Here is a 20,447-nt window from a genome sequence, read left to right on the forward strand (position 1 = left end):
ATAAATCCGTCATTCCGCGTTTCCGAAGGATCTTTTACTGGCCACTCAGCTAGGCCGATCACAATCCCACATAAGGGACTATAATCCATGGCATGAGATTGATCAATATGGCTTTATCCTCGCTTTTGAGGATTCGCCATGGTTATGAGGGAATCACTAGCGGCAGTGCTCCGCCTAGTTCGATCTGCTCGTGGCCTTTCGAAGGAAGACCTTCAAGGTCAGGTTGATCCTAAACATCTGTACAAACTCGAGAACGCCAAAACCGGCGTAACCCTCGATATGTTGAACACAATCTCCTCAGCATTGAATGTCGATCCATTGGCTCTGCTTGTGGCCGCATCATGCTTCGACAAGAAGCTATCTCCTGATGACGCTCTCAAACGCCTCGGCCTGGAGGTCAAAAGTCTCAGCGATCTGGGGGTCGTGAAAGGTTTGTCGGGGCAATTCGCTGACGGCACGCTCCTACCCAGTAAGGCTGGGAAGCGCTCATCTGCTGATAAAGTAGAGGCCGTGCTTCGTTGCCGTACACGGGGGATGACACAGAAAGAAACCTCTGCTGCGCTTGGAATTTCAACTTCAACGGTTAACAGGATCTGGCGAACACCAGGATAAGCGTCAACAGCCAGCCGAGAAAACGACATTTTTTAGTGGACTCGCTTCTGATGAATAAAATGATGATGACCTTTTTTCCTGTGCTTCGTCGCCTCACTCAGACATAGCTCCGTAGCTGCAAAAAGCTACTCAACCGAATCAAGGATCAACGTTCCTCTTCCCTACCGCTTCATTCGTCGCACTTATGTAGCTCTGAAAAGCCTCAATCGGGTTTATCACTCCATATCGGCACCGCCGGAGCAGTTGTTCCAGAGCTCAGTCCCGCCGTACGGAAAACATGTACGAGCCTTTCTGAGCGATGGCAAGAGTAAAATGGTTTCCACGTCTTCGCCGCTTAAGGAGCGTGCTTCGAGTGGGATGCGATCGAAAGTGGCGCCATACTTTTCTACACGAAAACAGTTCAACCAAACCATTGGCAGGAATTTAGACTGGGTAGTCAGGACGATTCGGGCTTGAACTGAATACACAATTCGCGATGCCTGCTATTCCGTGAAACCAATTCGCAATGGAATCCTTTTCCGAGCGTCACGTTTGACAAATTGTCAAAAAAAAAAATAGATTAAAACGTTGATAACACAGGTTTTTGTATGGCTTTGACAGATGGCACCGCTAGGAATCTCTCCGACCTGTATTACTTCGCCAAAGTCGTGGAAGCCGGGGGATTCGCGGCAGCCGGGCGTTTGCTGGGCATCCCCAAGTCCCGATTGTCACGGCGCATCGCCGAGCTGGAAGAGCGACTCGGCGCACGGCTGCTGCAACGCACCACCCGACAGCTGAAATTGACGGCTGTGGGTGAACGCTACCTCAGGCACTGCCAGGCGATGCTGCTGGAGGCGGAAATGGCCGACGAAGCCGTGGCCAGCATGTCCAGCGAGCCCCGCGGGCGTTTGCGGGTGTCCTGCCCGGTCGGGCTGGCCCACGAAATATTGCCGGGGGTGATCAGCGACTTTCTGGAGCGGTTTCCGCAAGTCCAGTTGGAGGTGATGCTGCTCAACCGACGGGTCGACCTGGTGAACGAAGGCATTGACGTGGCCCTGCGTGTGCGGGAACTGGGCGACGAAGACCCGCTGCTGGTCACCCGCCGCCTGCGTCAGGCACAGATGCTGATGGTGGCCAGTCCCGGCTTCCTCGTTGGCCGTGAGATCAACCATCCCGAGGATCTGAAAAGCCTGCCGGTGCTCGGTGCCCTGGAAGCCGACCGCCTGGTGCACATCCGCCTGCTGGATCAAAAAGGCAAAAGTTGTGAACTCGCGCTCGAGGCCCGGCTGGGCATCGATGACTTTATCGTGCGCAAGGCCAGCACCCTCTCCGGCCTGGGTTTTACGATGCTGCCCATGATGTATTGCGAACAGGAACTGGAAAACGGCTCACTGGTGCAGCTGTTGCCCGAGTGGTCGTTGCCCGGTGGCTGGCTGCAAGCGGTCTATCCTCATCGACGCGGGGTCATGCCGGCGGTACGCGCCTGGATTGACCACCTGGTCGAGTCATTCAATGCCTGTGGGGAACGATTGTTATGAAAGCCGGACGGATGAGCGAAGAGGATGTCGCGAAATTCTGCCTTAGCCTGCCCGGAGCACGGGAAGACTATAAATGGGGAGGCGTGCGGGTGTTTTCGATTGCCGGGAACAAGATGTTCGCCTTGCAGGGCCTGCGGGGTGATTCCCTGGCCTTCAAGGTCGACAAGGATCTGTTTCTCGGTCATTGCGACCGCCCGGGGATTCATCCGGCGCCTTATCTGGCGCGCGCCCAGTGGATCATCATGGAAACGCCCTACCCGCTCGGTGGCGAAGAGCTACAAGGATTGCTGCAGCGTTCCCATCAGTTGGTAGTGAGCAGACTGCCAAAGCGCACTCAAGTCGGCCTGTTGCTTTAGGGCGTTCTTTATCAGAACAAGGCGAACAGGTGTGCGCCGAGGAACAGGTGATCGATCCAGAACACCTGATGCATTAGCACGATGACCCAGAACACCAACTGGTAGGAAACTTTGCGGGTTTTGTGCCGAAACGCTTGCTGGGCCAGCAAGGCGCCGGGCCAGCCACCGGCGAGCTCCAGCGCATGCAGGACATTCTCCGGCGTACGCCATTGCTCGGCGCGGGCCTTGCGCTTGTCGCTCCAGTACAGAAAAAACGTCACGACGCTGACGATGCCGTAGGCCGCCAGGGGAATCAACGACACCCCGTGCAGCCATGACGACACCGAACCCGACACCGGCAACGCGCACAGGATTGCAAACACCAGCCACTTCAGCCGTGGATGACGGATCTGTCCCCCGGGCTGGCGCCCGGGGTTATTGCGCGAGCTTGAGTCACTCACGGCTTGACCGCGCTCCAGTCGACCCAGCCGAACTGCCAGGTCGCCAGGATGATCAGACCGAACACAATGCGATACCAGGCAAACGCCGCATAGCTGTGGTTGGCGATGAACTTGAGCAGCCCGCGGACCGCGATCATCGCGAAGACGAACGCCGTGACGAAGCCGATCGCGAACACCGGGAAATCGGACGGAACAAACAGGTGACGGTATTTATAGCCCGAGTACACCGCTGCGCCGACCATGGTCGGCATCGCCAGGAAGAACGAAAACTCGGTAGCGGTCTTGCGCGACAGGCCGAACAGTAACCCGCCGATGATCGTCGAGCCCGAACGCGAAGTGCCCGGAATCATGGCCAGGCATTGGGCGAAGCCGACTTTCAGGGCATCTTTCCAGGTAATGTCATCCACCGTTTCGGCGTGGACTTCATGCTGCCGGCGCTCGGCCCACAACATGACGAACCCGCCCACGACCAGCGCCGTTGCCACGGTGATCGGATTGAACAGGTACTCGTGGATCATGTCGGCGAAGATCACGCCCAGCACCACGGCCGGCAAGAACGCAATCAACAGGTTCGCGGTAAACCGCCGAGCGCTCGGCTGGGTCGGCAGGCCGATGACCACATCGAAGATCTTGCGTCGAAACTCCCATACCACCGCCAGGATGGCACCCAGCTGGATAATGATGTTGAACGCCATCGCCCGCTCGCCCCCGAAGCCGAGCATGTCTGCCACGATGATCTGGTGGCCGGTACTGGAAATGGGCAGGAACTCGGTCAGCCCTTCTACAACCCCAAGTATCAATGCCTGAAAGGCGGTCCAAAGATCCATCAATCCCCCAAAAGGCTATGCGCGCCGGCATGCCCCGTTAGTATTTTTCCAAAGCTTGAATTGCGATCAGCGTAGCTGAAGCCCCGCGCATCAAGGATCACCACGAAACCGTCAAAATCCTGTGAAAAAACAATCCTGATCCGGGTTTACCCGCGCGGGGCCGAAATCCTATCAGACAAGTCCGATTGGCGCTGCCGCGTTATCGCGTACCAATGAAGCCCACCCTGCGCCACGGGATTCCCGACGCCAATCCGGTTACAATCGGCCCCCTCTTCGATTTCACCAAGGAACCTCCATGTCCGGGCTTGAACTGTTTGCCGCCGCCCTCGGTGTCATTGCCGTCTGGCTGACGGTCAAACAGAACCCCTGGTGCTGGCCCATCGGCCTGGTCATGGTGCTGCTGTATAGCTGGATCTTTTTTGAGGTGAAGCTGTATTCGGACATGTTGCTGCAAGTGGTCTATGCCGCCTTGCAGCTTTACGGCTGGTGGCAGTGGACAAGGGCTGGCGAAACGGCCCATGGCCGCGAAGTCAGTTGGCTCGATTCCCGTTCCGTGGCGTTGAGCCTTGCCATCGGCGCACTCGGCAGTCTTTTGCTGGGGGCGGCCATGGCCCACTGGACCGACGCCGCGCAACCCTGGCTCGATGCCGCGCTGACCGGATTCAGCCTGGTGGCGCAGGTCTGGATGGCGCAAAAACGTGTCCAGTGCTGGCCGCTGTGGATAGCCCTGGATGTGATTTTCGTAGGGTTGTTCATCTATAAAGGCCTGTACCTGACCGCCACCCTGTACGGGTTGTTCACCGTTATTGCCGTATTCGGCTGGCGCCAATGGCGCGCCGATCCGGCGTTGCGCGCATGAAAGTCCTGGTGCTTACAGGCCCTGAATCCAGCGGTAAAAGCTGGCTGGCGGCCGAGTTGCAACAGCGTTTCGGCGGGGTTCTGGTCGACGAGTATGTGCGCTGGTTCATTGAGCAGAATCCGCGGGACACCACCCTGGCCGACATTCCTGACATCGCCCGCGGTCAATTGGCATGGGAAGACGAGGCGCGGGCGCAACAACCGTCCTTGCTGATCCTCGACACACACCTGCTGAGCAATATCCTCTGGAGCCAGACCCTGTTTGGCGACTGCCCCGCCTGGATCGAACAAGCGCTACTGGCCCGGCATTACGACTTGCACTTGCTGCTGTCGCCGGAACACGTCGAATGGACGGATGATGGCCAGCGCTGCCAGCCCCGATTGAGTGAGCGCCAGGCATTTTTCGAGCAGACCCTGGCCTGGCTCGAGCGCCACGCACAACCGGTTCAAGTACTGCACGGAGATTGGACAGAACGCCGATCCCTGGCACTGAACGCCGTGGCCCGATTGCTCGGTGCCTGACCGGCCTTTTGGGGCAATTTCCCCACCACCCCCCCTGTCCCTGGGGAAAAGTGTCCGATCCTGAAACACCCTTCCTGCCTCAAACCGCCTGTTTCAGCGCCCTTCACCGCTGGATCATCGGATTTGTTAAGTCATTGATACAACGCCGCTGAAACCCTTGTTCCAGAGCGATTTATCCGCAAATAAGGGCTGCCTGCGCAGGGTTTCGTCTCACCTTTGAAACATTCTCGGCAAAGGCTATCCGGACAATATCCATAAGCCATTGAATCAACACGACATTCAAAAACCGGCACAGCTTTCGCTCTCTCCTTCACAAAGCGGACCAGGGCCAGCCCACATGAGAAGGAAAGACCGTCGTGGGGATACTCGATAAAAAAGCCATGACGTGCCTGCTGCTGATCGCGAGCGCTGCAGGCGCGGTTTTCAGTTTTGACGTTCAAGCCGACGGCAACGGCGTCATCGTGCTTGATCGCACCATTCACCCAACCGCTATCGGTCGCAGCGGCGGCAGAGATCCGAACCCCAATACCCTCAATGCCAACCCATCGGCCCGCGTCACCGGCGAACTCAGCGACGCCGACATTGCCGGGGTTACCACCGGAACGGCCCTTCGCCACAACAACGGGCAAAGCCTGGGTGGCCTGCAAGGTCTCAATGCCGTCACCAACCCCAACGGTATGCCCGGCATGTCCGTCGGCCACGGCGGTGGCAGTGGCAGCGCAATTTCCGGAACCATCAACCGCGCCATGAGCAGCGGTCTCGGTTCACTGGACAGAATGGCGGGAGGCCAATGAGATGAGTCGATCCCTGCTGTTACTAGTCCTGCTCGGCTGCACCCGTGTGATGGCCGATTCGGGCGTCAGTTCGGTGAACAACGCCACCCTCCAGGATTCCGGCACTCAATACCGCGGCAACTTCAACGTCAATCAGGCGGCTGGCGATCAGCAGCAGCAGGCCAACGTCCGCGCGATCGCCATGGGTACCCAAGCCGGTGCAACTACAAGCGTGCAGCAGAAAATCACCACGCCCGCCAATCCGTCGATGGACGCGACGGCCACTATCGGCGGCGCCGCCTTCAGTAATGGCAACGGCGTACTGGGCGTCAACCAGGGCGCCGGGGCGAACAACCAGATGGCCAACGCCATGCGCATCAGCATCAGCGCTGCACCGCAAGCCATCGACGATAGTGCCCTTTCTCAACAGAACGTGGCGTTGCTGCCGAACTTTGGAGCAACTGGCGCCCAAAACGGCAGTCGCCAGGTCGTGACAAGCGACCAGGCCTTCACCGGCAGCCGGGGAGTGATCCAGGTGAACCAGAGTGCCGGGGTGGGGAACCGAATGGCTAACACCCTGAGCATCCGGGTCGCTGACTGACCTCGAAACAGTGCGATTAGGGAAGTACCAACACCTGACCAACTAATGAGCACGGAGAAACATCATGAACCCGACAACTGCTCTCAAACCTCTGGCTTTCGCTCTGGCAGCAGTGATGGCATTCGCAGCACAAGCAGGCAGCCTTGATGATGATCAAGGCAACGGCCAGAGCGATGGCCAGAGCAACAACCATCAGCCTATAGGCCCGACGCTGGAACAAATTCTGCAGATTACAGCAGGCGCCGGGGCCGCCGTGATGGACTCGCAGGAAAGCAGTGACAGCAGCGTATTGAACCGGGACACCAGGAACGACGCTAGAGTCGATAACTCCCTGAACAACTCCAACGGCAACATGGGCGCCAACGTTGCAGCCGGTAACGGCAACCAACAAGACAACGCCGCCGCCCTTGCCACGGCTGACGAAAGCTTCATCTTCGGCACCGCGGTCGCCGTCTCCAGCGCGACTCAGAAGAGCACCGGCAACACCGCCAGGAACCACTCCAACACCAACAACACAACGCTCAATAACGCGGGCAACAGCGGTTCCGGCAACATCGGCATCAACGTGACCACCGGCGAGTTCAACCAACAGAAAAACAACCTGGCGATTGCCGTTTCCGGCGGGCGTGTAGCACTGGCGGCGGCGGCGGCCAACCAAAGCACGTCCGGGCTGAACGTTACCAACAACGCCAACCATGACGACAGCACCCAGACTGATTTCGTAACCGTGGGTGTAATCGGTCTGGCGGGCGTAACCACTCAGCAAGTGATGACGCCAGAAGGCTGGAAACCCCCTGTAACCAACAATGCTTCGATAACGGGCTCGATGAACAACTTCTCCGGCAACGGCGGAGTCAACGTGTCATCGGGTGTGGGCAACCAGCAAAGCAACTCGCTGTCCATCGCCGCGGGCTGCAAGTCTTGTCAATAATCGCGATTGCAATGGAAGCTCCAGCGACGGGTTTTTTCCACAGTCCCAAGGCGTATCGATCATGCGTAAGACTGTCCTTTTCGCCCTGCTCTGCCTGTCTGGCCTGACCCAGGCTGCACAGATGCCGGTTGCCGCCCTGCCGGGTGGCGTGCTGGTGTACAAGCACGTACAGAGTTTGCGTGAGCGCAAGTTCAGCGACATCGTCGAACAGAAAACCGATTTCAGCTGCGGCGCCGCCGCGCTGGCAACGATACTGCGCCAGGCCTATTGGCTCGACGTCGATGAAGAGCACATCATCAAGGGCATGCTGCTCACCGCAGACCAGGACCTTGTGCGTACCCAGGGTTTTTCCATGCTGGACATGAAGCGCTACATAGAACGCATCGGCATGCGCGCCCGGGGCTACAGGATCCCGCCGGAAAGACTCGAAGCCGTGACGATTCCGGTGGTGGTATTGATGGAAATTCGCGGCTACAAGCACTTCGTGGTGTTGCAGCGGGCGGACAAGAACTGGGTCTATATCGGCGACCCGGTACTCGGTCACAAACGCTACGCCCATGATGACTTTGTCAAAGGCTGGAATGGCATCATTTTCGCTATCGTCGGTCCCGGTTACGACAAGACCAATGCGTTACGCAGTCCACCGGAACCGCTGACAGCCAAGAACAAGATGGATAACTTCAACCCGGTCAAAGATGCTGAATTGATGGATTTTGGTTTCATACAGAGCGACTTCTTTTAATCGCCTACAAGATGATAGGGGGCAGGATGCTCCGGGAGCAGCAAATGAAAACCTCGTATTGGGTGGTCGCTGCCTGTCTGGCAGCGACCACTTCAGGTTTTGCTGAAGAGTTCAGACCCATCGAAATCAAGGACCAGGAACTGGCCGAGTTGCGTGGCCGGTATGTGATGCCGGGGCGGGTCATCAGCTTCGGTGTTGTCATGAGCAGTACCTGGCGCAATGCCAGCGGTGACCTGATCGGAGCATCCACCTCGATGCAGCTTCAAGCTGCAACGGTCAAACCCGAGTTCTATGTTTCAACCATCAAGCAATCCGGTCATGGCGGTTCGTCCAGGTCGGGCAGCGGTCACGTGACGGGGGGCGCAGCCCTGAGCACTTCCCGGGGCATAACCCAGGTCACACGGGCCGCAGGCGATGACAACAGCGCAAACAACAACATCGCCATCAACGTCAAGGAGGCCAACACGGCCCCTGCACTGGTGCCGAGCCAGGGCCAGACGCTGATAGCCGGACAAACCATTACCGCCAGCAATGCCGCAGGCAGTGTCGCCGTATCCGCGACCAGCGGCGGTGTTCAGATGGCCATTACCGCCAACAACAACCAGGGCACAAGCCTGCAACAAGTCGCCCAAGGCGGGTTGCTGCAAAACACCCGGTTGCTGGGCAGCAGCAATATGGTCGACAACATGACTCAACTCAACGTAGTGCTCAACAATAATGGCCCGAGTGCGGGTGCATTGGACTGCAACCTCAACCAACTCGCTGCATTACGGACCATGGGCTATTGAACTACGCTGAGTCTGGACCATTGGGCACAAATGGACGGCTTATTCCATGTACCGATCAGTATCACTGCGTGCAGTTGCATGCTTGAGTGCTCTACTACCAGCGGCGATGTTGCAGGCAGCAACTGACCCGGAAATGGCGGCTCTCAAGCAAGAGCTTCTGGAGTTGAAACAACGATACGAAGTACAGCAAAAAGCCTTGGCGGTGCTCGAACAACGGGTCCGCCAGGTTGAGGACCAGCCTGCTTCACCCCCTCCCAAACGCCTGGCCAAGTCGCCAGCGGACCTCAAGGGCAATCCAGCGGGCGCCGCCGGGGGCAGCGGCAGCTCGTATGGTCAATCGCTGGCCAATGACTCGCAACCGGCGCAAAGCGTTTCGAACCTGTATGACGAGGCCAGCGGGTTCTTCGGCGGTGGCAAGTTCAGCTTCGAAACCGGAATAACGTACTCCCGATACGATACCCGCCAACTGGTCCTCAACGGTTTTCTCGCCCTGGACTCGATCTTCCTGGGCGCCATCAACCTGGACCGGATCAAGGCCGACACCTGGACGCTTGACCTCACCGGCCGCTACAACTTCAACAATCGCTGGCAGTTCGACCTGAACGTGCCGGTGGTCTACCGAGAGTCCACGTACCAGTCCGGTGGCGGCAATAGCGGCACCGCAAACGTCACCACCGAAGAGACCGTCAAGGAAGACCCGACCATTGGCGACGTCAACTTCGGTATCGCCTACAAGTTCCTCGATGAATCCGCCAACACGCCGGATGCCGTGGTGACCTTGCGCGTCAAGGCACCTACCGGCAAAGACCCGTTCGGCATCAAGCTGGTTCGGGTGGCCGATAACTCAAACCTGGCCGTGCCCGAATCCTTGCCAACCGGTAACGGCGTCTGGTCGATTACGCCGGGGATCTCGCTGGTCAAGACATTCGATCCGGCAGTGCTGTTCGGCAGCCTGTCCTACACATACAACATGGAAGAGTCTTTCGACGACATCAGTTCCAATCCGGCGGTCGAGACGCCGGGCAAGGTTCGCATTGGCGACAGCTTCCAGATTGGCGCCGGTATTGCCTTCGCCTTGAACGAAAAGATGAGCATGTCGTTCTCGGTCTCCGACCTGGTGCAACGCAAAAGCAAGCTCAAGGAAGATGGCGGGGATTGGCAATCGGTGGTCTCCAGCGATGCCAACGCCGGTTACTTCAACATCGGCATGACCATAGCAGCCACCGACAACCTGACCATCGTGCCCAACCTGTCCATCGGCATGACCGACGATGCCCCGGACTTCCAGTTCAGCCTGAAACTCCCTTACTACTTCTGACTCGAACAAAAAAACCGCTGCAATCGCAACGGTTTTTTGGTTTGCGGCCGGGGTTCAGCGGATCTGGTGCTTGTGCAACAACCGGTAGAAGGTCGGTCGCGACACACCCAATACTTTGGCAGCGACACTCAGGTTATCGCTGTGGCGATTCAATACATCGCACAACGCCTGGCGTTCGGCCCGGGACTTGTATTCTTCGAGGGTGCCCATCGGCGCGGCGATCGTATGCTGACTGATCAACCCCAGATCACGGGCCTCGATCTGCCGGCCTTCGGCCAACACCAGCCCGCGACGAACGCGGTTGGCCAGTTCGCGAACATTGCCTGGCCAGTCGTGCTTGCCCATGGCAATCAACGCGTCTTCGCTGAAACTGCGTGGGCGGCGCCCGGTTTCACGGCTGTAGAAATGGGAGAAGTGGTTGGCCAGCACCGCCAGGTCGCCATAGCGCTCGCGCAGCGGAACGGTCGCCACTTGCAGTACGTTCAAGCGGTAATACAAGTCTTCGCGAAAGCGTTTCTTCCCGATCGCGGCTTCAAGGTCGACGTTCGTCGCCGCCAGAACCCGCACATCCACCGCAATCGGCTGACTGCCGCCGACCCGCTCGATGTGTTTTTCCTGGAGGAACCGCAACAGGTTGGCCTGCAACTCCAGTGGCAGGTCACCGATCTCGTCGAGAAACAGAGTGCCACCGTTGGCGGCTTCTATCCGCCCGATCTTGCGTTGGTGCGCGCCGGTAAATGCGCCTTTCTCATGACCAAACAGCTCGGACTGGATCAAGTGTTCGGGGATCGCCCCACAATTGATCGCGATAAAGGGTTTGCTGTGACGCTGGGACAGACGATGCAGGGTTCGTGCGACCAGTTCCTTGCCAGTGCCGCTTTCACCACGAATCAACACCGGAGATTCGGTCGGAGCCAGTTTGTTCAAGAGTTTTCGCAGTTCACGGACAGGTTTGCTGTCGCCCAGCAATTCGTGCTCGGGCTGGTCGACATGGACCGTACCTTGTCCGCGCAACCGCGCCATGCCAAACGCCCGGCCCAGTGTTACCTGAACCCGGGACACATCGAATGGCAGGGTATGAAAGTCAAAAAACCATTCACAGACAAAATCGCCGACATTTTGCAGTCGCAGCACTTCCTGATTGAGTACGGCTATCCACTCGGTGCCGCTGCGGCTGATCAACTCTTTGACAGCGTCCGGGTGCTCCAGGTGATAGGGCTGCAAGCGCAGCAAGCCCACGTCGCAGGTTCGGTCAGCGGCGTTCTCCAGCGTGCAGCTGTCAACGTCCCAACCGATATCGCGCAATCCAGGGAGCAGGCGATAGCAATCGTCACAGGGGTCCACCACTAATAAACGTCGTAAGGCAGGCGCATCGCTCATGACTGTTCCTTGGCGCCAAATTTACGAAAATTTATTAAAAACAGTCATTTGGCGAACCTGGCTGTAACATTAGCAAGAATTTGACAGGGGCTTGTACCGTTTGACTATAGGCATGCAATGCAACCAGTTATAAGTTGCAATTATGTTAGTCACCTAACGACTCTTTCCTTTCATTCAGCTTTCAATGTCAGGCTCATTCTTGAGTTTGTGAAACAAAGTGAAAATTTCTTTTGATTGTGTGTGACCCAAACCCCGGTTGCGGGCATCAGTACAAGTAACCAGCCGAACGGTAAGCCCAACCTTCGGCACATCACTTGATTGGGCATATAGAGAGAAGACCCCATGAACGCCCCGCTCCGTATCAACGAAGCACTTCTGATTGCCGACCGCGCATTTAAACCATTCAAATGCGTCGCCTGGGCCCCACAAGACGGTAATGGCGAACTCAGCCTGACCGTTATCGACCGCACCAGCACCAGCATTGGCCGCAAGCAGATCCCAAGCAGCGCCTATTCCGATCCCGCGCAACTCGAACTGCTGCTGGAACAGGCTCGCGCCGAATTGAGCGAGGAAGGTTACACACTGCAGTCGTGGTCGATGCCGCACTGATCGTTTTGCGGATTACTCCGGGGTAATCCGCGCCTTTTTCCTGTCTTTAGTTCGCAGGTTTTTCTGACCGTGCGCTACTTGACACTGTTTAATTCTAACTTTGCATGCGCCTGATACTTTGCAGGCTCGCCATTGGATCGAAAAGACACTGTTGTGGCACACAACGACCCTCCGTCTGTTAGTTCTTACCGTTGTGCATCCCTTCATTCAGGGATTGAATATTCTCCTCATCAAGTCGCCACCCAAACTTCTGGATCAGGACGACTCGCAAGGAGATGCGGTGCATGTCAAGCCAGTCCGCTTTTGCCTACCCCGCCACCCGGAACTACGCCGGGGCCCTCGATACGACGTTTGCCTCCAGCGGCAAAACCCAGGTCTATTTCGCCGACAGCCTTTTCAGCCTGGCCAATGGCGTTGCGATCGATGCGCAAGGTCGCTTGCTGGTAGCCGCAAAAGTCGGCATGGCCGATGGCAGTCGCTTTGGCCTGGCCCGCTTGCTGGAGGATGGTTGCGCAGACCTGACGTTCGGCAAACAAGGCAGTGTCATCGGGCAATTCGAACCGGGGTTCGAAGCCATGGGCACCAAGGTCCTGATCCTGCCCGACGGCAATATCCTGCTGGCCGGCCTGCAATACGAAAACACGCACCGCACACTCCCGGCCCTGGCATTGCTGGATCAGGATGGCCGCCTGGTGCAAAGCTTTGGCGATAATGGCCGCCGTGTCGTGCGCTTGCCTGGCGGTCTGTCCCTGGGCATGCGCGATCTCTGGCTGCCTCCTGGCGTGCCGGGTGCAGAAGCCTGCGATGTGGCCGTACAGCAAGACGGCCGGATTCTGGTCCTGGCCAACCATCACTTCGAACTGGCCGATCACGTCGGCATGTTGATACGACTGGATGTCGAAGGCTCGCTGGACTGCTCGTTCAATGGCCGCGGCTTTGTGATGGTCAGGCACCTGCTGATGAATACCTGGCTCGGCAGCCTGACGGTACAACGTGATGGCCGAATCCTGGTCGGTGGATCCATCAATTTTCCCGAGGAGGGTTTGCTGGCACGCTATCACCCGGACGGGCTCCTCGACGACCGTTTTGCCGTGGATGGATTCATGACCTTCAAGGCGCAAGGGCATGGCGCACGGATCAGTCAGGTGGTCCAGCAAAACGAAGGCTCCGTCCTGTGTTTTGGCAGCAGTCGCGAGCCAATGCACTGCCTGACATTCAAAATGCACAGCAACGGCCGACCCGACACTCATTGCAACGGAGGACACCCGCAGCGCCGGGAAATCGGTTACAGCGGATGCCAGTGGACCGCCGCGCAGTTACAGCCCGATGGCGCTGTGCTGACCGCGGGCGCCACCACCGGCGGCGTCGAAGCAGACTTCATTCTCGGGCGATACCTGCCCAACGGCCTTCCCGATCGCCGTTTCGGCAAAGGCAGCGGCTACACGCGTACCCGCCTCGGCCCTAGCCTGGATACCGCCACCTGTGTCGCCGCGCAAGCCAATGGAAACATCGTCGTTGGCGGCTTTTCGCTGCAAGGAAACTACAAGGCGGTCATTGCTCGCTTCCAGGGATAAACACCGGCATTTTTCCTGCGCTTGATCTTCGCGCGCGCTTACGGCAAGTTGCGCGCTTCTCAAGACAAGGAGCAGCCGATGTCCGGTTCAATGGCCCAGGCGTTCGCGCACAACTTTCTCGGGCACTCGCCCCGTTGGTACAAGGCCTGCATCGTCGGTTTCCTCATCCTCAATGCCCTGGTGCTCTGGACCGCAGGCCCGGTGGCTGCCGGCTGGCTGTTGGTGCTGGAGTTCATCTTCACCCTGGCCATGGCGCTCAAATGCTATCCGCTGATGCCCGGCGGCCTGCTGATGATTGAAGCCCTGCTGCTGAAGATGACCACGCCCCAGGCTCTGTACGACGAGTTGCTGCACAACTTCCCGGTGATCCTGCTGCTGATGTTCATGGTGGCCGGTATCTATTTCATGAAGGACCTGTTGCTGTACCTGTTCTCGCGCCTGCTGCTCGGGGTCCGCTCCAAGGCACTGCTGGCCCTGATGTTCTGCTTTCTGTCGGCCTTTCTGTCGGCGTTCCTCGATGCCTTGACCGTGACCGCTGTGATCATCAGTGCCGCCGTAGGCTTTTACTCGGTGTATCACCGCGTTGCCTCGGGCAACGATCCACGTCAGGACAGCGAGTTCAGCGACGACAAACATCTGCCCACCCTGCATCAGGGTGATCTGGAACAGTTCCGCGCCTTCCTGCGCAGCCTGCTGATGCACGGCGCCGTGGGCACCGCGCTGGGCGGTGTCTGTACGCTGGTTGGCGAACCGCAGAACCTGTTGATCGGCCATGAAATGGGCTGGCACTTCGCCGAGTTCTTTACCCAGGTAGCGCCGGTATCCCTGCCGGTACTGGTTGCCGGGCTGGTGACATGCGTCCTGCTGGAAAAACTGCGCTGGTTCGGCTACGGCACGCTGCTGCCGGATAACGTCCGTGCGGTGCTGGCCAACTACGCCGCCGAAGACAACGCCGAGCGCACCGCACGCCAACGTGCAGCGCTTCTGGTGCAAGGCTTTGCCGCATTGATTCTGATTGCCGCGCTGGCGTTTCACATCGCCGAAGTGGGCTTGATCGGCTTGATGGTGATCGTGCTGATCACCGCCTTTACCGGCATCACCGACGAACACCGCCTGGGCACCGCATTCAAGGACGCCATGCCGTTCACCTCATTGCTGGTGGTGTTTTTCGCCGTGGTCGCGGTGATTCACGATCAGCAACTGTTCGCCCCGCTGATCCACTGGGTGCTGACGCTGCCGGCAGACCAGCAACCGGGCATGCTGTTCATTGCCAACGGCCTGTTGTCCGCCATCAGCGACAACGTATTCGTGGCAACCATTTACATCACCGAAGTGAAGCGCGCGTTCATGGCGGGTGAGATGACCCGTGAGCATTTCGAGACACTGGCCATAGCGATCAATACCGGCACCAACCTGCCGAGCGTGGCAACACCGAATGGCCAAGCGGCATTCCTGTTCCTGCTGACCTCGGCGATCGCACCGCTGGTGCGCCTGTCTTACGGGCGGATGGTCTGGATGGCGTTGCCGTACACCGTGGTGATGGGCTTGCTCGGGTGGTATGCGGTGAGCTACTGGCTCTGACACCACCGACCCTGTGGGAGCGAGCTTGCTCGCGATAGCGGTCTGTCAGACACAAGGATGTTGAATGTGCCGCCGCCATCGCGAGCAAGCTCGCTCCCACATTATCCGAGGCGGTGCCAGACGCGACCGTCACGGGTGAGCAGTTCTTCGCCGGCCTTGGGGCCGTTTTCCCCGGCGGCATAGCTCTGCACGCTGGAATCCTGCTGCCAGGCATCCAGGAACGGCTGCACCGCACGCCAGCCGTTTTCGATGTTGTCGGCGCGCTGGAACAGCGTCTGGTCGCCGGTCAGGCAATCGTAGATCAGGGTTTCGTAGCCGGTGGACGGCTGCATCTCGAAGAAGTCCTTGTAGGCAAACCCCAACTCGATGTTGTCCATCTTCAAGGCCTGACCGGGCCGTTTGGCCAACAGGTCGAACCACATGCCTTCGTTCGGCTGGATCTGAATGCGCAGATAGGTCGGCTGCAATTCGTCGACCTCGGTATCACGGAACTGCGCATAGGGCGCCGGCTTGAAACAGATGACGATCTCGGTGTCACGCACGCTCATGCGCTTGCCGGTGCGCAGGTAGAACGGCACGCCGACCCAACGCCAGTTGTCGATCATGACCTTGAGGGCCACATAGGTTTCGGTGTTGCTGTCGGGCGCGACCTTGTCTTCTTGGCGATAGCCCGGCAGCGCCTTGCCATCGATCTCACCCGCGGTGTATTGGCCGCGCACCGAGTTGGCGTGGGCCTCCTCGACTGTCCATGGACGGATCGCGCCAACGACCTTGGCCTTCTCGCCGCGCACCGCATCGGCGCCAAACGCCGCGGGCGGCTCCATCGCCACCATCGCCAGCAACTGGAACAGGTGATTGGGCACCATGTCGCGCAGGGCGCCGGTGTGCTCGTAGAAACTGCCACGGGTTTCCACGCCGACGGTTTCGGCGGCGGTGATCTGCACGTGGTCGATGTAGTGATTGTTCCAGAACGCTTCGAACAGGCTGTTGGAGAAGCGGCTGACCAGGATGTTCTGCACGGTCTCCTTGCCCAGGTAATGGTCGATCCGGTAGATCTGCTTTTCCGTCATCACCTTGAGCAGGCAGGCGTTCAAAGCCTCGGCCGTTTGCAGGTCGGAGCCGAAGGGCTTTTCGATCACCACCCTCCTGAACGCCTCGGGAGTTTCCTCCAGCAAACCGGCGGCACCGAGGCGACGTGCCACTTCACTGAAGAAACGCGGCGCGGTGGCCAGGTAGAACACCGCATTGCCGGTACCACTGTCGGCGATTTTCGCCGCCAGCGCTTGATAAGTGCTGTCGTCCAGGAAATCGCCCTGGACGTAGCTGATGCCTTTGGCGAGTCTGGACCAGACCGCTGGATCAAGGGTGTGGTCACCCTTGCCAGCCATCTCGTTTCGAATGAACTCTTCGAGCTTTTGCGCAAAGCCTTCATCGCTGATGGCGTTGTGGTCAACGCCGATGATCCGCAGTCCATCCCCGAGTAACCCGTTGCGCTTGAGGTTATACAGCGCCGGTACCAACAGACGCTTGACCAGGTCGCCGTGGGCGCCAAACAGAAACAGCGTCGTCGGTGGAGCGGGCTCAGCCTTGGATTTCCTGCGGATCGCATGGGTCATTTTTTCGAGGTCTCCACGTGTCCGCCGAAGCCGAAGCGCTGGGCCGAGAGAACCTTGTCGCCAAAGGTGCCTTGCCCACGGGAACGGTAGCGGGAGAACAGCGAGTTCGACAGCACCGGCACCGGCACCGCTTGTTCCATGGCGGCTTCGATGGTCCATTGCCCTTCACCGCTGTCGGCCACGGACCCGGAGAAACCGTCGAGTTTCGGATCGCTGGCCAGGGCGTCGGCCGTCAGGTCCAGCAACCACGAGGACACCACGCTGCCACGACGCCACACTTCGGCGATGTCGGCGACGTTCAGGTCGAAACGCTGGTCTTGCGGCAGGCTCTCGCTGTTTTTTGTCTTGAGGATGTCGAAGCCTTCTGCAAACGCCTGCATCATTCCGTACTCGATGCCGTTGTGGATCATCTTCACGAAATGCCCGGCACCGGCGGGACCGGCGTGAATGTAGCCACGCTCGGCACGATCGTCGTCGGACTTGCGGTCCTTGGTGCGCGGGATGTCGCCCAGGCCCGGGGCCAGGGTTGCGAACAGCGGGTCGAGGCGTTTGACGGTCTCGGCATCGCCGCCGATCATCATGCAGTAACCGCGTTCCAGGCCCCAGACACCGCCGGACGTGCCGACGTCGATGTAGTGCAGGCCTTTTTCCGACAGGGTCTTCGCCCGGCGGATATCGTCCTTATAGAAGGTGTTGCCGCCGTCGATGATGGTGTCGCCGGCTTCGAGCAAGGTGCTCAGGGTGTCGATGGTTTCTTCGGTCGGCGCGCCGGCCGGCAGCATGACCCAGACCGCACGCGGCCTGGCCAGGCCGGCGACCAGCGCCGGCAGATCGGTGACGCCCGTGGAACCCTCTGTGGCCAGGGCTTCGACAAAGGCGGTATTGCGATCGTAAACAACGGTGGTGTGCCCGTTGAGCATCAGGCGCCGCGCAATATTGCCGCCCATGCGGCCCAGTCCAATAATCCCGAGTTGCATGTGCTGATGCTCCCTACTACAAATAAAAGTGTGTCAAAGGTTATAGCCCAACGCGACTCATGAGGTTAGTCCAGAGCGTTGGCGTGAAGTTTCCGGGCATTGTGCCCGATCCTGATGGATAACGTCGGGAATCAAACCGAAGACACAACGACCATGAAAAATAAAAAAGTTCCCTTTGGGGGCAAAAGAAATCAAAATTGGCGCCGATAGTAGGTCAGCCCCGGATTTCGAGGCGTACCTACAGTTGAGACACGCCATTTGCGAGGTGAGCAATGGGCACAGTACATACCGCACTGCCAGCACAAACCCTTTACGTCACTATCCGTCGCGATGAATTGCGCCAGTTGAAAGACGAACGCGATCAATTGAAACAGGAACTGGCGCAGCTGCGGCTGTTGCTGCAAGCCAATCAAGTGCAGCCCCTGGCTGTGGTGCAGCGCGCCCCACTCGCCTGATTCCCTCCTTTGAAGCGGGAGCAGTCTGCACTGTTTCCGCACCGGCTCACGCCCTGCCGCCCTTGGCAACTCACAAAATTTTCACAATTGTCACACGATAATTACTAGTTTAGGTCGCCCGATTCCGCGCGGCCCTCGTTCGTCGTCCGCGATATCCAAGTCCCGGCGGTGGTAGTGAATTCTCGGCTGGAGCGCTGAATGTCTTGGTTTAAACGCAGCAACACGACTGCGGCAGGTTTCGATTGGGCCGGATTTGTCTGGCTGTTTGTATTCTTCTGGTACTTTTCCGGCATCACCCAACTACTGATCCAGTTGACTGGCACCTCCGGCTTTACCGGATTCCGCCAGGCCTTCGTCATGAGCGCCATCTGGCTGGCGCCGATGTTGCTGTTCCCCCGGCAAACCCGTGTCATGGCTGCCGTGATCGGCGTGGTGCTGTGGGCATGCTCCATGGCGAGCCTGGGCTACTTCTTCATTTATCAGCAGGAATTTTCCCAGAGCGTCATCTTCATCATGTTCGAGTCGAACGTGGCTGAAGCCGGCGAGTACATGACCCAGTACTTTGCCTGGTGGATGGTCCCGGCGTTCCTCGCCCACAGCGCTTTTAGCTATTTCCTGTGGACACGCCTGCGCCCGGTGTACCTGTCCCGTGGCAAGGCGCTGGTCGCGGCTACAGCCCTGCTGTTCGCCGTGGTCGCCTATCCGCTGATCAAGCAGACCCAGCGCACCGGCAGTTTCGCCGCCGGTTTCGAGAAGTTCGAAACCCGCATCGAACCTGCGGTGCCATGGCAGATGGCCGTGGCCTATCACCGTTACCTCGACACCTTGGCCGCAATGCAGGACATGCTGGAAAGCGCCAGCAAGATTCCACCGCTGCACAACCTCAAGGACGCCATGGCCAACACGCCGGCGACCCTGGTGCTGGTGATCGGCGAGTCCACCAACCGTCAGCGCATGAGCCTGTATGGCTATCCTCGGGCAACCACGCCGGAACTGGACAAGCTCAAGGATCAACTGGACGTTTTCGACAACGTCATCACCCCGCGCCCCTACACCATTGAGGCGCTGCAGCAGGTCCTGACCTTCGCCGACGAAGAAAACCCGGACCTGTACCTGTCGACGCCATCGCTGGTCAGCATGATGAAACAGGCAGGCTACAAGACCTTCTGGATCACCAACCAGCAGACCATGACCAAGCGCAACACCATGCTCACGACCTTCTCCGAACAGGCTGACGAGCAGGTGTACCTGAACAACAACCGCAACCAGAACGCCGCCCAGTACGATGGCGACGTGATCGAGCCGTTCAACAAGGCCCTGGCCGACGGGGCACCGCGCAAACTCATCGTCGTGCATTTGCTCGGCACACACATGAGCTACCAGTACCGCTACCCGTCGACCTTCGACAAGTTCCAGGACCGTGACGGTGTGCCTGCCGGTATTCGCGATGACCAGTTGCCGACGTACAACAGCTACGACAATGCCGTGCTGTACAACGATTTCGTGGTGTCCAGCCTGATCAAGGACTACGCCAGGACCGATCCCAACGGCTTCCTGCTGTACCTGTCCGACCATGGCGAAGACGTGTTCGACTCCGTGGGCCACAGTACCCTGGGGCGCAACGAGAACAAGCCGACGGCACCGATGTACACCATTCCGTTCATGACCTGGGCTTCGCCGAAATGGCGCGCAACCCATGACTGGAACCTCGCCGGTGATCTCTCGCGTCCTTACAGCAGCTCGCACCTGATCCACACTTGGGCGGACCTCGCAGGCCTGAGCTTCGACGAACTCGATCGCAGCAAAAGCCTGGTCAGCGACAGCTTCAAGCCCCGGCCATTGATGATCGGCAACCCGTATGAGCGTGAGCAACGGGCGTTGATCGACTTCAGTCTGATGAAGCCGAAGACGCCACCGACGGTCGTCCAGCAGTAATCCTTTCAGGGGCCGGTTCCGGTCCCTTTTTCATG

General features: G+C 58.7%; 21 protein-coding genes. 16 read left to right on the forward strand and 5 right to left on the reverse strand.

Going from position 1 to position 20,447, the window contains the following annotated elements; translation table 11 throughout:
• Nucleotides 1-138: 138 nt before the first annotated feature.
• The 3 genes from AC3IX1_RS14710 (at nt 139) to AC3IX1_RS14720 (ending at nt 2,485) form a co-directional block, all read left to right on the forward strand.
• Nucleotides 139-612, forward strand: coding sequence for a helix-turn-helix domain-containing protein (locus tag AC3IX1_RS14710; protein WP_489384700.1), 474 nt, complete (start codon nt 139-141; stop codon nt 610-612).
• Nucleotides 613-1,199: 587 nt separating this feature from the next.
• The gene (locus AC3IX1_RS14715) at nt 1,200-2,129 is read left to right on the forward strand and encodes a LysR substrate-binding domain-containing protein (RefSeq protein WP_489384701.1); all 930 of its coding nucleotides are present in this window, start codon (nt 1,200-1,202) and stop codon (nt 2,127-2,129) included.
• Nucleotides 2,126-2,485 (forward strand): MmcQ/YjbR family DNA-binding protein, encoded by a 360-nt coding sequence (locus tag AC3IX1_RS14720; protein WP_489384702.1) that lies wholly within the window; start codon nt 2,126-2,128, stop codon nt 2,483-2,485. The genes AC3IX1_RS14715 and AC3IX1_RS14720 overlap by 4 nt, the downstream gene beginning before the upstream one ends.
• Before the next feature lie 11 nt (nt 2,486-2,496).
• Here the strand turns inward: AC3IX1_RS14720 and AC3IX1_RS14725 are convergent, their stop codons facing one another.
• Complete coding sequence (locus tag AC3IX1_RS14725; protein WP_489384703.1) at nt 2,497-2,925, reverse strand: DUF1294 domain-containing protein; 429 nt, start codon at nt 2,923-2,925, stop codon at nt 2,497-2,499.
• Nucleotides 2,922-3,752, reverse strand: a complete 831-nt coding sequence (locus AC3IX1_RS14730; RefSeq protein WP_489384704.1) for an undecaprenyl-diphosphate phosphatase — start codon at nt 3,750-3,752, stop codon at nt 2,922-2,924. Before AC3IX1_RS14730 ends, AC3IX1_RS14725 begins: the two co-directional genes overlap by 4 nt.
• Before the next feature lie 295 nt (nt 3,753-4,047).
• Between AC3IX1_RS14730 and pnuC the strand changes: the two genes are divergently transcribed.
• The 8 genes from pnuC (at nt 4,048) to fapF (ending at nt 10,285) form a co-directional block, all read left to right on the forward strand.
• Nucleotides 4,048-4,611: a nicotinamide riboside transporter PnuC gene (pnuC, locus tag AC3IX1_RS14735; protein ID WP_489384705.1), complete on the forward strand. Its 564-nt coding sequence runs from the start codon at nt 4,048-4,050 to the stop codon at nt 4,609-4,611.
• Nucleotides 4,608-5,132 carry an AAA family ATPase gene (locus AC3IX1_RS14740; RefSeq protein ID WP_489384706.1) on the forward strand — a complete coding sequence of 175 codons (525 nt, stop codon included), beginning with the start codon at nt 4,608-4,610 and terminating at the stop codon, nt 5,130-5,132. The genes pnuC and AC3IX1_RS14740 overlap by 4 nt, the downstream gene beginning before the upstream one ends.
• Before the next feature lie 380 nt (nt 5,133-5,512).
• Nucleotides 5,513-5,926, forward strand: a complete 414-nt coding sequence (fapA, locus tag AC3IX1_RS14745) for a fibril amyloid chaperone protein FapA (protein ID WP_489388748.1) — start codon at nt 5,513-5,515, stop codon at nt 5,924-5,926.
• A 1-nt stretch (nt 5,927) separates the two neighbouring features.
• Nucleotides 5,928-6,506, forward strand: coding sequence for a fibril amyloid subunit FapB (gene fapB, locus AC3IX1_RS14750; RefSeq protein ID WP_489384707.1), 579 nt, complete (start codon nt 5,928-5,930; stop codon nt 6,504-6,506).
• Between the two features lie 64 nt (nt 6,507-6,570).
• Nucleotides 6,571-7,437: a heme utilization protein gene (locus tag AC3IX1_RS14755; RefSeq protein ID WP_489384708.1), complete on the forward strand. Its 867-nt coding sequence runs from the start codon at nt 6,571-6,573 to the stop codon at nt 7,435-7,437.
• Nucleotides 7,438-7,498: 61 nt separating this feature from the next.
• Nucleotides 7,499-8,179 (forward strand): C39 family peptidase, encoded by a 681-nt coding sequence (locus AC3IX1_RS14760; protein WP_489384709.1) that lies wholly within the window; start codon nt 7,499-7,501, stop codon nt 8,177-8,179.
• A 26-nt stretch (nt 8,180-8,205) separates the two neighbouring features.
• Entirely contained in the window at nt 8,206-8,967 is a 762-nt protein-coding gene (gene fapE, locus AC3IX1_RS14765) for a fibril amyloid subunit FapE (RefSeq protein WP_489384710.1), read from the forward strand.
• Between the two features lie 46 nt (nt 8,968-9,013).
• Nucleotides 9,014-10,285: a fibril amyloid transporter FapF gene (gene fapF, locus AC3IX1_RS14770; RefSeq protein ID WP_489384711.1), complete on the forward strand. Its 1,272-nt coding sequence runs from the start codon at nt 9,014-9,016 to the stop codon at nt 10,283-10,285.
• A gap of 54 nt (nt 10,286-10,339) precedes the next feature.
• On the opposite strand, the gene AC3IX1_RS14775 is transcribed toward fapF, so the two are convergent.
• Nucleotides 10,340-11,665 carry a sigma-54 dependent transcriptional regulator gene (locus AC3IX1_RS14775; RefSeq protein WP_489384712.1) on the reverse strand — a complete coding sequence of 442 codons (1,326 nt, stop codon included), beginning with the start codon at nt 11,663-11,665 and terminating at the stop codon, nt 10,340-10,342.
• Between the two features lie 342 nt (nt 11,666-12,007).
• On the opposite strand from AC3IX1_RS14775, the gene AC3IX1_RS14780 reads away from it, so the two are divergent.
• From AC3IX1_RS14780 to nhaB, 3 genes are all read left to right on the forward strand, one after another.
• A complete protein-coding gene (locus AC3IX1_RS14780; RefSeq protein WP_007970062.1) occupies nt 12,008-12,274 on the forward strand; it encodes a hypothetical protein in 267 nt (88 codons plus the stop codon).
• Nucleotides 12,275-12,558: 284 nt separating this feature from the next.
• Nucleotides 12,559-13,848 (forward strand): NHL repeat-containing protein, encoded by a 1,290-nt coding sequence (locus tag AC3IX1_RS14785; RefSeq protein WP_489384713.1) that lies wholly within the window; start codon nt 12,559-12,561, stop codon nt 13,846-13,848.
• A 78-nt stretch (nt 13,849-13,926) separates the two neighbouring features.
• Nucleotides 13,927-15,429: a sodium/proton antiporter NhaB gene (nhaB, locus tag AC3IX1_RS14790; RefSeq protein ID WP_489384714.1), complete on the forward strand. Its 1,503-nt coding sequence runs from the start codon at nt 13,927-13,929 to the stop codon at nt 15,427-15,429.
• Nucleotides 15,430-15,530: 101 nt separating this feature from the next.
• Here the strand turns inward: nhaB and zwf are convergent, their stop codons facing one another.
• Together zwf and gnd are read right to left on the reverse strand one after the other, a co-directional pair.
• Entirely contained in the window at nt 15,531-17,045 is a 1,515-nt protein-coding gene (gene zwf, locus AC3IX1_RS14795; RefSeq protein ID WP_489384715.1) for a glucose-6-phosphate dehydrogenase, read from the reverse strand.
• The gene (gene gnd, locus AC3IX1_RS14800; protein ID WP_489384716.1) at nt 17,042-18,022 is read right to left on the reverse strand and encodes a phosphogluconate dehydrogenase (NAD(+)-dependent, decarboxylating); all 981 of its coding nucleotides are present in this window, start codon (nt 18,020-18,022) and stop codon (nt 17,042-17,044) included. Before gnd ends, zwf begins: the two co-directional genes overlap by 4 nt.
• A gap of 272 nt (nt 18,023-18,294) precedes the next feature.
• Between gnd and AC3IX1_RS14805 the strand changes: the two genes are divergently transcribed.
• Together AC3IX1_RS14805 and AC3IX1_RS14810 are read left to right on the forward strand one after the other, a co-directional pair.
• On the forward strand, nt 18,295-18,477 hold the full coding sequence (locus tag AC3IX1_RS14805; protein ID WP_347906748.1) for a DUF6026 family protein: 183 nt from the start codon (nt 18,295-18,297) through the stop codon (nt 18,475-18,477).
• 198 nt (nt 18,478-18,675) lie between these two features.
• On the forward strand, nt 18,676-20,412 hold the full coding sequence (locus AC3IX1_RS14810) for a phosphoethanolamine transferase CptA (protein WP_489384717.1): 1,737 nt from the start codon (nt 18,676-18,678) through the stop codon (nt 20,410-20,412).
• Nucleotides 20,413-20,447: the final 35 nt, after the last annotated feature.

The organism is Pseudomonas sp. KH_046_2, from assembly GCF_057838985.1.